A 14225-nucleotide genomic window follows, 5' to 3' on the forward strand; every position below is an offset into this window, starting at 1 on the left:
TGACGCCGAACGTTGCGCGGCAATTGTGGCAGGTGGCACGGGGCCGGCGACGACAGGGCGCACCGGGCGCCCGCGTCAGGCCCGACCGCTGGAGGCCCCGCCGAACAGCCGGGCGAGCGCCCGGAACGGCAGGGTGACGACGGTGGCGATGGCTCCGCCTATCTGACGCAGCACATCGGCGATGGCACGGAACATGAGACAAACTCCAATCCACCCGGCGGGTTGCCCGGTCCGCACCGGGTACCCCGCGTGTGGCTCGCCACGCCCCCGGGCGGATCACCCGCTCGTGGGCGCGCTCCAGGTGAAGCGGGGTTCGCGGCGTTCCAGGAAGGCGGTCACGCCCTCCTCGGTGTCGGTGGAGGCGAGGGCCTCGGCGGTCCAGTGGGCGGTGCGGTCGGTGCGGCCGTCGGCGTAGTCCTTGGCGGCGGCCTGGGTGAGCAGGGAACGGGAGGCCAGGGTGGCGGTGAGGGCGGCGACACGCTTGTCCAGCTCACCTTCCGGGAGCACCTCGTCTACCAGCCCGGCGCGCAGCGCGCGGTCGGTGCCGATCAGCTCGGCCGAGAAGAGGAGGTACTTGGCGGTGGCCGGGCCGACCAGCGACACCAGACGCCGGGTGGAGGAGGCCGGGTAGACGATGCCGAGCCGGGCCGGGGTCACGCCGAACAGCGCGCCCTCCTGCGCCAGCCGGAGATCGCAGGCGGCCGCGAGCTGGGACCCGCCGCCCACGCAGTGGCCCCTGACCGCGGCGAGCGTCGGCTTGGGGAACGCGGCCAGCGCCTCCTCGGCGGCCACCGCGAGCCCCTGCGCCTCGGCGGGCGAGCCCCGCAGCGTGGAGATGTCGGCGCCCGCGCAGAACGTCCCGCCCTCCCCGGTGAGCACCAGCACGCGCACCTCGGGATCGCCGGCCAGCTCGGCCAGCAGCGGGGGCAGCGCCCGCCACATCGCGGCCGTCATGGCGTTGCGCTTGGCCGGGTGGCGGATGACGACGGTGGCGACGCGGTCGGCGACGGCGTGCGACAGATCGGGCTCCATGCGGCGGATGCTATCCGCGGGCACCGGACACGGCCGGGTGAGATGGCTCGCAGCGGAGGCGGTCGGAAAGACCCCGCCGCCCCGCGCCCCCGTACAGACCCGACCAACCCGTACAACCTGAATAGTTCTCGAACCGGACGTAGCGGCGACAGATGCGGTCATCTGCGCGAGCACACCGTGCGGATGCGGTCGGAACCGTTCGATACCCGCTGACTTGTGTTCAGTCATCCGGAGCTGACCCCCGCGTTACCAACACTCGACGTGTGGTGACAATCGAGCGCGAGGGTGGCGACCGGACGATGGACAACCACGGGCGCGGGGGTGTGCCGCGCCCCGCGGAGGGCGCCGAACGCCCGCCCGAACCCCTGCCGTACGAAGGAGTGTGGCGGTTCACCGCCCCCGCCGTGGACGCCTCGGTCCCGCAGGCCCGGCACGCCGTACGGGATCTGCTGCTGCGCCAGGGCGTACCCGTCGCGGACGAAGTGGTGGACGGGCTGCTGCTGATCGTCTCCGAGCTGGTCACGAACGCGGTCAAGCACGCCGCGCTGCTCTCCCCGACGCTCGGGGTGGAGGTGGCCGTCGGCGCCGAGTGGATCCGGGTCTCGGTCGAGGACAACCACCCCTACCGTCCGACCGCGCTGGAGGCCGACCACGGCCAGACCGGCGGCCGGGGGCTGCTGCTGGTGCGCGAGGTGGCGCGCGAGGCGGGCGGCGCGGTCGACGTGGAGCACACGGCGAGCGGCGGCAAGGTGATCTGGGCCGCCCTGCCGCTCAAACCCGCGCTGCCCGGATGAGGGTCCCGCGGGCCTACCAGCCCGCGGCCGACCCCGTCAGCTCCTTGATCGCCGGACGCGCCGCGTCCAGCACCGTCATGAACCACGCGGAGAACGGCTCCCGCGCGTGCCGCTCCGCCAGCTCGGCCGCCGTGACGAAGGCGGTCCCGCCTACCTCCTCCGGGTCCGGCGCCGGCGTCTGCTGCACCAGCCCGACGAAGAGGTGGTTGTACTCCTGCTCCACCAGGCCCGACGCCGGGTCCGGGTGGTTGTAGCGCACGGTGCCCGCCTGGGCCAGCAGCGAGGGCGAGACCCCCAGCTCCTCGTGGGTACGCCGGGCCGCCGCCGCGAACGGCGACTCGCCGGGGTAGGGGTGACCACAGCAGGTGTTGGACCAGACCCCGGGGGAGTGGTACTTGCCGAGCGCCCGCTGCTGGAGCAGCAGCCGCCCCCGCTCGTCGAAGAGGAACACCGAGAACGCCCGGTGGAGCCGGCCCGGCGGCTGGTGGGCGGCCAGCTTCTCCGCGGTGCCGGTCGTCACGCCGTTCTCGTCCACGAGTTCCAGCAAGATCGGCTCCGCGGTGCCGTTCGACGAGCTGTGCGTCTCGGTGGCTGGTGTGATCGGCATACCCATCCTTCGCGTCGGTCTTCGCACCCCCAAGTCTGCCGTACGAAACCGGCACTCCCGGCACTTCCCGGCACGTCCGCATGTCCTCGACCCGTACGAGTACCTCAGTGGCAGAGCCGCGCCTCGTGCTCCGCGTGCCCGCCCGGCTCCAGCTGGAAGGTGCAGTGCTCCACGTCGAAGTGGTCGCCCAGACAGCCCTGCAACTCGTGCAGTATCTTCTCGTGGCCGATGGCGTTCAGCACATCCGTGCTTACCACCACATGTGCGGAGAGCACAGGCATGCCCGAGGTGATCGTCCAGGCGTGCAGATCGTGTACGTCCTCCACACCGTCCAGCGCCAGGATGTGTGCCCTTACCTCGGTCATGTCGACGTCCTTGGGCGCCGCCTCCAGCAGCACGTCCAGCGTCTCGCGCAGCAGCCGAAGCGTCCTCGGCACGATCATGAGCCCGATGAGCAGCGAGGCGATCGGGTCGGCGGCCTGCCAGCCGGTGGTCAGGATCACGGCCGCCGAAATGATCACCGCCACCGAGCCCAGCGCGTCCGCGGCGACCTCCAGGAAGGCACCGCGCACATTGAGGCTCTCCTTCTGCCCGCGCATCAGCAGCAGGAGCGAGACGGAGTTCGCCACCAGGCCGATCGCGCCGAACACCACCATCAGCCCGCCGTGCGTCTCGGCCGGCCGCAGGAACCGCTCCACCGCCTCGACCAGCACATAGCCGCCCACCCCGAGCAGCAGCACACAGTTGGCGAGCGCGGCCAGGATCTCGGCGCGGGCGAAGCCGAAGGTGCGGTGGGTGCTGGGCGGCCGGGCCGCGAAGTGGATCGCCAGGAGCGCCATGACCAGCCCCACCGCGTCGGTCGCCATGTGGGCGGCGTCCGCGATCAGCGCCAGGGAGTCCGCGACCAGACCGCCGACGATCTCGACCACCATGATGCTGAGCGTGATGCCCAGCGCCGCGCGCAGTCTGCCCCGGTACGCGGCCGCGGCCGTACCGGTGGACGGCACATGGCTGTGCGCATGCCCGTGGTCGTGCCCTGCCCCCATGAGAGAACCGCCCTTCAGCGCCGCGCGCCGGCTCGCAAAACGAACGCACCGGCTCACAGTGAACTACGGTCGGCGGCCACCGGGCAACGCGGCACTGAACACCGTTGTCATATGCTCTGACCTGCGGAAACGATCCGCAGGTCAGAGCCGTGTCGGCTGCCTCTACCGGCCGCCGTGGTGCTGCCAGCCCGCCCACGCCGAGGCGACCATCTCCGGCATCCCGAGCCGGGCCCGCCAGCCCAGTTCGGCCGCCGCCCGCTCGGCGGAGGCGACCGCGCGCGGCGCGTCCCCCGGCCGCCGGTCCTCGATCACCGGCTCCCGCCGGTCCCCGGTGACCTCGCCGATCAGCGTGATCAGCTCGCGCACCGACACCCCCTCGCCCCGGCCGACGTTCAGCGTCAGATCACCGGCCGGCGCGTCCTCGGACAGGCGCCGGGCCGCCGCGAGGTGGGCCTCGGCGAGATCGGCGACGTGGATGTAGTCGCGGACACAGGTGCCGTCCGGCGTCGGGTAGTCGGCGCCGAAGATCCGGGGCGCCTCGTCGCGGGTCAGCCGGTCGAAGACCATCGGGACGATGTTGAACACCCCGGTGTCGGCCAGCTCCGGCGCGGCCGCGCCCGCCACGTTGAAGTAGCGCAGGCACACCGTGGAGATGCCGTGCGCCTGTCCGGCGGCGCGGACCAGCCACTCACCGGCGAGCTTGGTCTCGCCGTACGGGTTCACCGGGGCACAGGGGGTGTCCTCGGTGATCAGGCCCACGTCCGGGTTGCCGTACACGGCCGCCGAGGAGGAGAAGACCAGCCGGCGGACGCCCGCGTCCGCGATCGCGTCCAGCAGGGTCGCCAGGCCGCCGATGTTCTCCCGGTAGTAGCGGACGGGCTCCGCCACCGACTCCCCGACCTGCTTGCGGGCCGCGAGATGCACCACACCGGTCACCCCGTGCTCGGCGAACACCCGCTTCAGCAGGTCCCCGTCCAGCGTCGAACCCGCGACCAGCGGGATGCCCTCGGGCAGCCGCTCGGGCACCGCCGCCGACAGGTCGTCCAGGACGACCACGTCCTCCCCGGCGCCGTGCATGGCCCGCGCCACGTGGGCCCCGATGTATCCGGCTCCGCCGGTGATCAACCACGTCATGTCCGCAGACCCTACGCCGAGCCCGCGCCGGACGTCCCCGATGCCCGGATTGCGCGCCGCCCGCCGGGGCGCGGTTTGTGGGCCGGCCCTCCCATCCCCGATGATGATCGCGGCACAGGCGGGCGCGGCCCCGGTGGACCGGGCCTGAACGCCCGGTGAACGGGCGCACCGGCCCATCCGATAGCCTCTGCCGACATGCCGCCCCGGCGAGCCGCAGGCGAGGGGCGCCCCCAATCTCGGAGCAGACCGGCGCCGACGCGCCGGACCCAGGGAGTGAATTCGGTTGCCGACCGCCATCGTCACCGGTCAGCCGGTCCCCGGATCGTCCCTCGAAGGCGATCTGCGGTCCCTCGGCTTCGACGTACGCATGGCCGCCGACACAGCCGAGGCCCGGAACCTGATCGCCGCCGCCCCCGCCGACGGACGCGTGGCCCTCGTCGACGCCCGCTTCGTCGGCCACCCGCACGCCCTGCGCCTCGGCCTCACGGACCCCCGCTTCCCGCTCGCCGCCGTCCCCGGCGCCGTCACCGCCCAGGGCACCGCCCGGCAGACGCTGAGCCGGGCCCTGGACGGGCAGGACCAGATACAGGACGAGACCGGCGGCGGCACGGCGGTCGCCGTCGACAGCCTGCCCGACCGCCTGGTCACCGCCCTCGACGCCGACGGCACCGCGGTGCACCGCCCCGAGCTGGGCAGCCTGGTCGCCGCCGTCCCCGCCGACCCGCAGGCCCGCAACGAGGCCCGGCAGGCCGTCCTGGCCGTCGACGAGGAGGACGTCCGCCTGAAGTCGGCGGTGAAGTCCCGCGACGGCTTCTTCACCACCTTCTGCATCAGCCCGTACTCGCGCTACCTCGCGCGCTGGTGCGCCCGCCGGGGCCTGACCCCGAACCAGGTCACCACCGCCTCCCTGCTCACCGCGCTGATAGCGGCGGGCTGCGCCGCCACCGGTACGCGCCCCGGCTTCATCGCGGCCGGCGTGCTGCTGATCGCCTCCTTCGTGCTGGACTGCACCGACGGCCAGCTCGCCCGCTACTCCCTCCAGTACTCCACGCTCGGCGCCTGGCTGGACGCCACCTTCGACCGGGCCAAGGAGTACGCCTACTACGCCGGCCTCGCGCTGGGGGCGGCCCGGGGCGGCGACGACGTCTGGGCGCTCGCGCTCGGCGCGATGATCCTCCAGACCTGCCGGCACGTCGTGGACTTCTCCTTCAACGAGGCCAACCACGACGCCACCGCCAACACCAGCCCCACCGCCGCCCTCTCCGACAAGCTGGACAGCGTCGGCTGGACGGTCTGGGTCCGCCGGATGATCGTCCTGCCGATCGGCGAACGCTGGGCCATGATCGCCGTCCTCACCGCGGTCACCACCCCCCGCATCACCTTCCTTGTGCTGCTGATCGGCTGCGCCCTCGCCGCGACGTACACGACGGCCGGGCGCGTGCTGCGCTCGCTGACCCGCAAGGCCAGGCGCACGGACCGGGCCGCGCGGGCGCTGGCCGACCTCGCGGACACCGGCCCGCTCGGCGGGGCCCTGGGCCGCGTGCTCAGGAGGGGCCTGCCCGGCCTCGCCGTCCCGGCCGTCGCCTTCCTCGGGGGCGCCGCCGTGGTCGCCTGCTCGGCGCTGACCGGCTTCGGCGGGTGGCTGCCGGTCGTGGGCGCGGTGGTGTACGTCATCGCGTCGGCGCTCGCCACGGCCCGCCCGCTCAAGGGCTCGCTGGACTGGCTCGTCCCGCCGTTCTTCCGCGCCGCGGAGTACGGCACCGTGCTCGCGCTGGCCGCCCGTGCCGACGTCCACGGTGCCGTCCCGGCGGCGTTCGGGCTGGTCGCGGCGGTCGCCTACCATCACTACGACACGGTGTACCGCATCCGCGGCGACGCCGGAGCGCCGCCGGCCTGGCTGGTGCGCGCCATCGGGGGGCAGGAGGGGCGCACGCTGCTCGTCACCGTGCTTGCCGCGCTGCTGACCGCCCCCCGGTTCACCGTCGCGCTCACGGTCATCGCCGTGTGCGTCGCTCTGCTGGTGCTCGTGGAGAGCATCCGCTTCTGGGTGTCCGCTGGGGCGCCCGCCGTCCACGACGAAGGAGAAACCGCATGATCGGCCTCGTGCTGGCGGCCGGCGCCGGACGGCGTCTGCGCCCCTACACCGACACCCTGCCCAAGGCCCTGGTGCCGGTGGGCCCGGAGGGCGACGAGGAGTCGCTCACCGTTCTCGACCTCACCCTCGGCAACTTCGCGGAAGTCGGCCTGACCGAGGTCGGTGTGATCGTCGGCTACCGCAAGGAGGCCGTGTACGAGCGCCGGGCGGCCCTGGAGGCGAAGTACGGCCTGAAGATCACCCTGATCGACAACGACAAGGCCGAGGAGTGGAACAACGCCTACTCCCTGTGGTGCGGCCGGGACGCGCTGAAGGACGGCGTGATCCTCGCCAACGGCGACACCGTGCACCCGGTCTCGGTCGAGAAGACGCTGCTCGCGGCCCGTGGTGACGGCAAGAAGATCATCCTCGCGCTGGACACGGTGAAGTCCCTGGCGGACGAGGAGATGAAGGTCGTCGTCGACCCCGCCAAGGGCGTCCAGCGGATCACCAAGCTGATGGACCCCGCCGAGGCCACCGGTGAGTACATCGGTGTCACCCTCATCGAGGGCGACGCGGCCGCCGACCTCGCGGACGCCCTGCGCGCGACCTTCGAGCGCGACCCGCAGCTCTACTACGAGGACGGTTACCAGGAGCTGGTGAACCGGGGCTTCCAGATCGACGTCCAGCCCATCGGCGACGTCTCCTGGGTCGAGATCGACAACCACGACGACCTCGCCAAGGGACGGAAGATCGCGTGCCAGTACTGACGAGGCTCATCCCCTCGCCGGTCGTCGTCGACATCCGCCCGGGTGCCCTCGCCGACCTGGCCACCGTGCTCGCCGACGAGCGCATCTCGCACTCCGGCCGCCTGGCCGTCGCCGTCAGCGGCGGCTCCGGCGCCCGGCTGCGCGAGCGGGTCGCCCCGCAGCTGCCGGGCGCGACCTGGTACGAGGTCGGCGGCGGCACGCTGGACGACGCCGTACGCCTCGCGGACGACATCCGCGCGGGGCACTTCGACGCGCTGGTCGGCCTCGGCGGCGGCAAGATCATCGACTGCGCCAAGTACGCCGCCGCGCGGGTCGGCCTGCCGCTGGTCGCCGTGCCGACGAACCTCGCGCACGACGGCCTGTGCTCGCCGGTCGCCACCCTGGACAACGACGCGGGCCGGGGCTCCTACGGGGTGCCGAACCCGATCGCGGTCCTGATCGACCTGGACGTGATCCGGGCCGCCCCGGCGCGCTTCGTGCGCGCGGGCATCGGCGACGCGGTGTCGAACGTGTCCGCCATCGCGGACTGGGAGCTGGCCAACCGGGTCAACGGCGAGAAGATCGACGGTCTCGCCGCCGCCATGGCCCGCCAGGCCGGCGAGGCCGTGCTCCGGCACCCCGGCGGGATCGAGGACAACGACTTCCTCCAGGTCCTGGCCGAGGCGCTGGTGCTGTCCGGCATCGCCATGTCGGTCTCCGGCGACTCGCGGCCGTCCTCGGGCGCCTGCCACGAGATCAACCACGCCTTCGACCTGCTCTTCCCCCAGCGGGCCGCCAGCCACGGCGAGCAGTGCGGCCTCGGCGCCGCCTTCGCCATGTACCTGCGCGGGGCGCACGAGGAGTCGGCGCACATGGCCGGCGTCCTGCGCCGCCACGGGCTGCCGGTACTGGCCGAGGACATCGGCTTCACCGCGGACGAGTTCGTCCGCGTCGTGGAGTTCGCCCCCGAGACCCGGCCCGGCCGCTACACGATCCTCGAACACCTCGACCTCAAGACTGAGCAGATCAAGGACATCTACGCCGACTATGTCAAGGCCATCGGTAGCTGAACTCCGCCCGGTCGTCCACCCCGCGGGGGTGAAGGACCGGCGCAGCGGTGAGCACTGGGCGGGACGCCTCTACATGCGTGAGGTGTCCCTGCGCATCGACCGCTACCTGGTGAACACCAGGATCTCGCCCAACCAGCTCACGTACCTGATGACCGTCTGCGGTGTGCTCGCGGCCCCGGCCCTGCTGGTGCCCGGGATCACGGGCGCCGTGCTCGGCATCGTCGCCACGCAGCTCTACCTGCTGCTGGACTGCGTCGACGGCGAGATCGCCCGCTGGCGCAAGCAGTACTCGCTCGCCGGGGTCTACCTCGACCGGGTCGGGGCCTACCTGACCGACGCGGCCGTGCTGGTCGGCCTCGGGCTGCGCGCCGCCGACCTGTTCGGCAGCGGCCGTATCGACTGGCTGTGGGCGTTCCTCGGGACGCTGGCGGCGCTCGGCGCGATCCTGATCAAGGCGGAGACCGACCTCGTCGGGGTCGCCCGGCACCAGAGCGGACTGCCTCCGGTCAAGGAGTCGGCCGCCGAGCCGCGTTCCTCCGGGATGGCGCTGGCCCGGCGTGCCGCCGCGGCCCTCAAGTTCCACCGGCTGATCCTCGGCATCGAGGCGTCGCTGCTGATCCTGGTGCTGGCCATCGTGGACCAGGTACGCGGCGACCTGTTCTTCACCCGGCTCGGCACCGCCGTGCTGGCGGGCATCGCGCTGCTCCAGACCCTGCTGCACCTGGTGTCCATTCTCGCGTCGAGCAGGCTGAGGTGAACGGCATGAAGGTCGGCGCGGTCATCATCACCATGGGCAACCGCCCCGAGGAGCTGCGGGCGCTCATCGACTCCGTCGCCAAGCAGGACGGCGACAAGGTCTCCGTGGTCGTCGTCGGCAACGGCTCGCCGGTGCCCGACGTGCCCGAGGGCGTGCGCACCGTCGAACTGCCCGAGAACCTCGGCATCCCCGGCGGCCGCAACGTCGGCATCGAGGCGTTCGGCCCCGGTGGCGGTGACGTCGACATCCTGCTGTTCCTGGACGACGACGGTCTGCTCGCCCGCCAGGACACCGCCGAGCTGTGCCGGGCCGCGTTCGCCGCCGACCCGGAGCTGGGCATCATCAGCTTCCGCATCGCGGACCCGGAGACCGGTGAGACCCAGCGCCGGCACGTGCCCCGGCTGCGTGCCGCGGACCCGATGCGCTCCTCCCGCGTGACCACCTTCCTCGGCGGCGCCAACGCCGTCCGTACCAAGGTGCTCGGCGAGGTGGGCGGACTGCCGGACGAGTTCTTCTACGCCCACGAGGAGACCGACCTCGCCTGGCGGGCGCTGGACGCCGGCTGGATGATCGACTACCGGTCGGACATGGTGCTGTACCACCCGACGACCGCGCCCTCGCGGCACGCGGTGTACCACCGCATGGTGGCCCGGAACCGCGTCTGGCTGGCCCGCCGCAACCTTCCCCTGCCGCTCGTCCCCGTCTACCTTGGCGTCTGGCTGCTGCTCACGCTGGCCCGCCGTCCCTCCGGACCGGCGCTGAAGGCGTGGTTCGGCGGGTTCAAGGAGGGCTGGGCCACCCCCTGCGGTCCCCGCCGCCCGATGCGCTGGCGTACGGTGTGGCGGCTGACCCGGCTGGGCCGTCCCCCGGTGATCTGAGAAGCTCGGGTGGGGCGGGCCAGTGGCCCCGCCGAGGCGAACCGGACGATGTACTCGAAGACGAAAGTTTCCCCCAGTGAGTGAGACAACCCATGACGGCGGTGTCGCGGTGACCGCGGCCCCGTCGCCCGACGAGAGCCTGCCGGCGGCAGACCTCGCCGCCAAGTACGGGCTCGCGGTGAGCGGTGCCCGCCCCTCGCTCGTCGAGTACGTCCGGCAGCTGTGGAGCCGCCGCCACTTCATCCTCGCCTTCTCCCAGGCGAAGCTGACCGCCCAGTACAGCCAGGCCAAGCTGGGCCAGCTCTGGCAGGTGGCCACCCCGCTGCTGAACGCGGCCGTGTACTACGCGATCTTCGGCCTGATCCTCAAGGCCAGCCGGGGTATGTCGCAGGACGTCTACGTGCCCTTCCTGGTCACCGGCGTGTTCGTGTTCACCTTCACGCAGAGCTCGCTGATGTCGGGCGTCCGCGCGATCTCCGGCAACCTCGGCCTGGTGCGCGCCCTGCACTTCCCGCGCGCCGCGCTGCCGATCTCGTTCTCGCTGCAGCAGCTCCAGCAGCTGCTGTTCTCGATGATCGTCGTGTTCCTGGTGGCGATCGGGTTCGGCAACTATCCGCAGCCGTCCTGGCTGCTGATCCTTCCGGCGCTGGTGCTGCAGTTCCTGTTCAACACCGGGCTCGCGATGATCGTGGCCCGCATGGGCGCCAAGACGCCGGACCTCGCCCAGCTGATGCCGTTCATACTGCGGACCTGGATGTACGCGTCCGGCGTGATGTTCTCCATCAACCACATGCTGGCGGGCAAGCCCGAGTGGATCGTCCGGGTGCTCCAGGCCAACCCGGCGGCCGTCTACATGGACCTGATGCGCTACGCCCTGATCGACGGCTACGGCGCCTCGAACCTGCCCCCGCACGTGTGGGCCCTGGCCCTCGGCTGGGCCGTGGTCGTCTTCTGCGGCGGCTTCGTGTACTTCTGGAAGGCTGAGGAGCGGTACGGCCGTGGCTGAGCAGAACACCGGCGATCGCCGGCCCACCGTCATCGCGGACGAGCTGCACATCGTCTACCGGGTCAACGGGGCCAAGACCGGCAAGGGCAGCGCCACCGCCGCCCTGAGCCGCATCATCAAGCGGGGTGAGCCGCGCGGGGTGCGCAAGGTGCACGCCGTGCGCGGGGTGTCCTTCACCGCCTACCGGGGCGAGGCCATCGGCCTCATCGGCTCCAACGGCTCCGGCAAGTCGACCTTGCTGCGGGCCATCGCCGGCCTGCTCCCGGCGGAGAAGGGCAAGGTCTACACCGACGGCCAGCCCTCGCTGCTGGGCGTCAACGCGGCGCTGATGAGCGACCTGACCGGTGAGCGGAACGTCATCCTGGGCGGTCTCGCCATGGGCATGTCCCGTGAGCAGATCAAGGAGCGCTACCAGCGGATCGTCGACTTCTCCGGGATCAACGAGAAGGGCGACTTCATCACGCTGCCGATGCGCACGTACTCCTCCGGCATGGCGGCGCGGCTGCGGTTCTCCATCGCCGCCGCCAAGGACCACGACGTCCTCATGATCGACGAGGCGCTGGCGACCGGCGACCGGGCCTTCCAGAAGCGCTCCGAGGAACGCATCCGGGAACTGCGCAAGGAGGCCGGCACGGTCTTCCTGGTGAGCCACAACAACAAGTCCATCCGCGACACCTGCGACCGCGTCCTGTGGCTGGAACGCGGCGAACTCCGCATGGACGGGCCCACCGAAGAGGTCCTCAAGGAGTACGAGAAGTTCACGGGCAAGTAGCCCGTGTCTCCGTCAGGGCCCTGCCGGACATTCCCCGGCGGGGCCCGGCGTCTGCAAAGGATGCGTCAACTCCGGTGGTGCGCAGGAATCTTGGCGTCCATCGGTGTGTTGTCGTGATGCGCCGGACACCCCGAGGGACCGTGGCGCGTTGTACAACGTAAGCTGTACCGGTGCCGGAAACCGGCAATCGGGGCGATAATGCGCGACACCCTCCGCCGGGACGCCCCCCGGAGGGTCGGCGGCGTGTCCGAAATAGTGTGTATCGGGTCGGCAGTGTAGAACGGGAGATGTGACGGCAATGGCTACGGAAACTCCCCTGCTCGACGTGAGCCCCGCCGTCCTTGCGCCGGGCAGCGCGCAGTGACGGGAACCGACACGGCGACGGCACTGGAACGCGCCACGCTGGACAAGGCCGCGCGCGAGAACTTCCCCGTGGCCCCCTTCTTCCTGCCCCGCGCCTGGCGCACCGACCTCATGGCCGTCTACGGCTTCGCCCGCCTGGTCGACGACATCGGCGACGGCGACCTGGCCCCCGGCGGTGCCGACGCCCGCGTCCTCGGCGTCCCGCCGGAGCGGGCCGACGACCGGCTCGCCCTGCTCGACGCCTTCGAGGCCGACCTCGGCCGCGTCTTCGAGGGCACCCCGCACCACCCGCTGCTGCGCCGCCTCCAGCCCACCGTGCGCCGCCGCCGCCTCACCCCCGAGCCCTTCCTCGGCCTGATCGCCGCCAACCGCCAGGACCAGCTCGTCGCCCGGTACGAGACCTACGACGACCTGCGCGCCTACTGCGAACTCTCCGCCAACCCGATCGGCCGCCTGGTGCTCGCCGTCACCGGCACCGCGACCCCCGAGCGCATCCGCCGCTCCGACGCCGTGTGCACGGGGCTGCAGATCGTCGAGCACCTCCAGGACGTCGCCGAGGACCTCGGCCGCGACCGCGTCTACCTGCCCGCCCAGGACATGAAGCGTTTCCATGTCCAGGAGAGCGATCTCGCCGCCCCGAGTGCCGGCGCGTCCGTACGCGCCCTGGTCGCGTTCGAAGCCCGACGCGCACATGATCTGCTGAATGAAGGCGCCCCCCTCGTGGGTAGCGTCCACGGCAGACTGAAGCTGCTGCTCGCGGGATTCGTGGCGGGAGGAAAGGCGGCGGTCCGGGCGATCGCCGCCGCCGATTTCGACGTACTTCCCGGCCCGCCCAAGCCCGGCAAGCTCCAGCTGCTGCGTGAGGCGGGCACGACCCTGCGAGGAGAGGGGTGATCCGGGCAGTGGAGGCTTCGCAAGCCGTGTCCGCACCGGTACTCGCCGCCTATCGCTACTGCGAGACGGTCACCGGCCAGCAGGCCCGCAACTTCGCCTACGGCATCCGGCTGCTGCCGACGCCCGAGCGCCGCGCGATGTCGGCGCTCTACGCCTTCTCACGGCGCGTCGACGACATCGGCGACGGCGAGCTGCCCGGCGCGGTCAAGGTGGAGCGTCTGGAGGACACCCGGGCGCTGCTCGGCCGGGTCCGGGCGGGCGCGGTCGAGGAGGACGACACCGACCCGGTGGCCGTCGCCCTCGCCCACGCCGCCGGGGTCTTCCCGATCCCGCTCGGCGGCCTGGACGAGCTGATCGACGGCGTCCAGATGGACGTGCGCGGCGCGACCTACGAGACCTGGGACGACCTCAAGGTCTACTGCCGCTGCGTGGCCGGTGCCATCGGACGCCTCTCGCTGGGCGTCTTCGGCACCGAACCCGGCGCACGCGGCGTCGAGCGCGCCCCCGAGTACGCCGACACGCTGGGGCTCGCCCTGCAGCTCACCAACATCCTCCGCGACGTCCGCGAGGACGCCGAGGGCGGCCGCACCTACCTGCCCGCCGACGACCTGGCCAAGTTCGGCTGCTCGGCCGGGTTCGCCGGACCCACCCCGCCCGAGGGCTCCGACTTCGCGGGCCTGGTGCACTTCGAGGTCCGCCGCGCCCGCGCTCTGTTCGCCGAGGGCTACCGGCTGCTGCCCATGCTGGACCGCCGCAGCGGCGCCTGCGTCGCCGCCATGGCCGGGATCTACCGCCGTCTGCTGGACCGGATCGAGCGCGACCCGGAGGCCGTGCTGCGCGGCCGCGTCTCGCTGCCCGGCCGCGAGAAGGCGTACGTCGCCGTGCGCGGCCTGTCCGGCTTCGACACCCGGCACGTCTCGCGGCACACGCTCAGAGGGCGCGCCTGATGGCGGCCGGGACCCGGGAGGCGGTCGAGGCGGCCCGGCCGCCGCGGGCAACCCCCGCCCGCGGCGCGGCGTCCCTGACTGCGACGGCCGGACGGGCGCGGT

15 protein-coding genes are annotated in these 14225 nt (G+C 72.2%); 10 read left to right on the forward strand and 5 right to left on the reverse strand.

Annotation, left to right across the window (positions count from 1 at the left end):
* Window positions 1-75: 75 nt before the first annotated feature.
* Window positions 76-195, reverse strand: a complete 120-nt coding sequence (locus tag EV284_RS33480; protein WP_254641675.1) for an LPFR motif small protein — start codon at window positions 193-195, stop codon at window positions 76-78.
* An 81-nt stretch (window positions 196-276) separates the two neighbouring features.
* Window positions 277-1032 carry an enoyl-CoA hydratase/isomerase family protein gene (locus EV284_RS00305; RefSeq protein ID WP_130329082.1) on the reverse strand — a complete coding sequence of 252 codons (756 nt, stop codon included), beginning with the start codon at window positions 1030-1032 and terminating at the stop codon, window positions 277-279.
* Window positions 1033-1331: 299 nt separating this feature from the next.
* Here EV284_RS00305 and EV284_RS00310 point away from each other — a divergent pair, with 299 nt between their 5' ends.
* Window positions 1332-1826, forward strand: coding sequence for an ATP-binding protein (locus EV284_RS00310; protein WP_130330901.1), 495 nt, complete (start codon window positions 1332-1334; stop codon window positions 1824-1826).
* A 13-nt stretch (window positions 1827-1839) separates the two neighbouring features.
* Here EV284_RS00310 and idi read toward each other — a convergent pair whose 3' ends face one another.
* The 3 genes from idi to galE form a co-directional block, all read right to left on the reverse strand.
* Window positions 1840-2433 (reverse strand): isopentenyl-diphosphate Delta-isomerase, encoded by a 594-nt coding sequence (idi, locus tag EV284_RS00315; RefSeq protein WP_130329084.1) that lies wholly within the window; start codon window positions 2431-2433, stop codon window positions 1840-1842.
* A gap of 104 nt (window positions 2434-2537) precedes the next feature.
* Window positions 2538-3479, reverse strand: a complete 942-nt coding sequence (locus EV284_RS00320) for a cation diffusion facilitator family transporter (RefSeq protein WP_130329086.1) — start codon at window positions 3477-3479, stop codon at window positions 2538-2540.
* Window positions 3480-3641: 162 nt separating this feature from the next.
* Entirely contained in the window at window positions 3642-4613 is a 972-nt protein-coding gene (galE, locus tag EV284_RS00325; protein ID WP_130329088.1) for a UDP-glucose 4-epimerase GalE, read from the reverse strand.
* A gap of 283 nt (window positions 4614-4896) precedes the next feature.
* Here galE and EV284_RS00330 point away from each other — a divergent pair, with 283 nt between their 5' ends.
* The 9 genes from EV284_RS00330 (at window position 4897) to hpnD (ending at window position 14123) form a co-directional block, all read left to right on the forward strand.
* Window positions 4897-6708: a DUF5941 domain-containing protein gene (locus tag EV284_RS00330; protein ID WP_130329090.1), complete on the forward strand. Its 1812-nt coding sequence runs from the start codon at window positions 4897-4899 to the stop codon at window positions 6706-6708.
* Window positions 6705-7457 (forward strand): phosphocholine cytidylyltransferase family protein, encoded by a 753-nt coding sequence (locus tag EV284_RS00335; protein WP_130329092.1) that lies wholly within the window; start codon window positions 6705-6707, stop codon window positions 7455-7457. Before EV284_RS00330 ends, EV284_RS00335 begins: the two co-directional genes overlap by 4 nt.
* Window positions 7445-8506: an iron-containing alcohol dehydrogenase family protein gene (locus EV284_RS00340; protein WP_130329094.1), complete on the forward strand. Its 1062-nt coding sequence runs from the start codon at window positions 7445-7447 to the stop codon at window positions 8504-8506. Before EV284_RS00335 ends, EV284_RS00340 begins: the two co-directional genes overlap by 13 nt.
* Complete coding sequence (locus EV284_RS00345) at window positions 8484-9263, forward strand: CDP-alcohol phosphatidyltransferase family protein (protein WP_130329096.1); 780 nt, start codon at window positions 8484-8486, stop codon at window positions 9261-9263. Before EV284_RS00340 ends, EV284_RS00345 begins: the two co-directional genes overlap by 23 nt.
* 5 nt (window positions 9264-9268) lie before the next feature.
* Window positions 9269-10141 carry a glycosyltransferase gene (locus EV284_RS00350; protein WP_130329098.1) on the forward strand — a complete coding sequence of 291 codons (873 nt, stop codon included), beginning with the start codon at window positions 9269-9271 and terminating at the stop codon, window positions 10139-10141.
* A 76-nt stretch (window positions 10142-10217) separates the two neighbouring features.
* Window positions 10218-11147: an ABC transporter permease gene (locus EV284_RS00355; RefSeq protein ID WP_130329100.1), complete on the forward strand. Its 930-nt coding sequence runs from the start codon at window positions 10218-10220 to the stop codon at window positions 11145-11147.
* Complete coding sequence (locus EV284_RS00360) at window positions 11140-11919, forward strand: ABC transporter ATP-binding protein (protein WP_130329102.1); 780 nt, start codon at window positions 11140-11142, stop codon at window positions 11917-11919. Before EV284_RS00355 ends, EV284_RS00360 begins: the two co-directional genes overlap by 8 nt.
* Before the next feature lie 360 nt (window positions 11920-12279).
* Window positions 12280-13176, forward strand: a complete 897-nt coding sequence (gene hpnC / locus EV284_RS00365; protein WP_130329104.1) for a squalene synthase HpnC — start codon at window positions 12280-12282, stop codon at window positions 13174-13176.
* Window positions 13173-14123, forward strand: coding sequence for a presqualene diphosphate synthase HpnD (hpnD, locus tag EV284_RS00370; RefSeq protein WP_165425416.1), 951 nt, complete (start codon window positions 13173-13175; stop codon window positions 14121-14123). Before hpnC ends, hpnD begins: the two co-directional genes overlap by 4 nt.
* Window positions 14124-14225: the final 102 nt, after the last annotated feature.

Origin of the sequence: Streptomyces sp. BK022 (assembly GCF_004217355.1) — a bacterium.
GTDB lineage: Bacteria > Actinomycetota > Actinomycetes > Streptomycetales > Streptomycetaceae > Streptomyces > Streptomyces griseoluteus.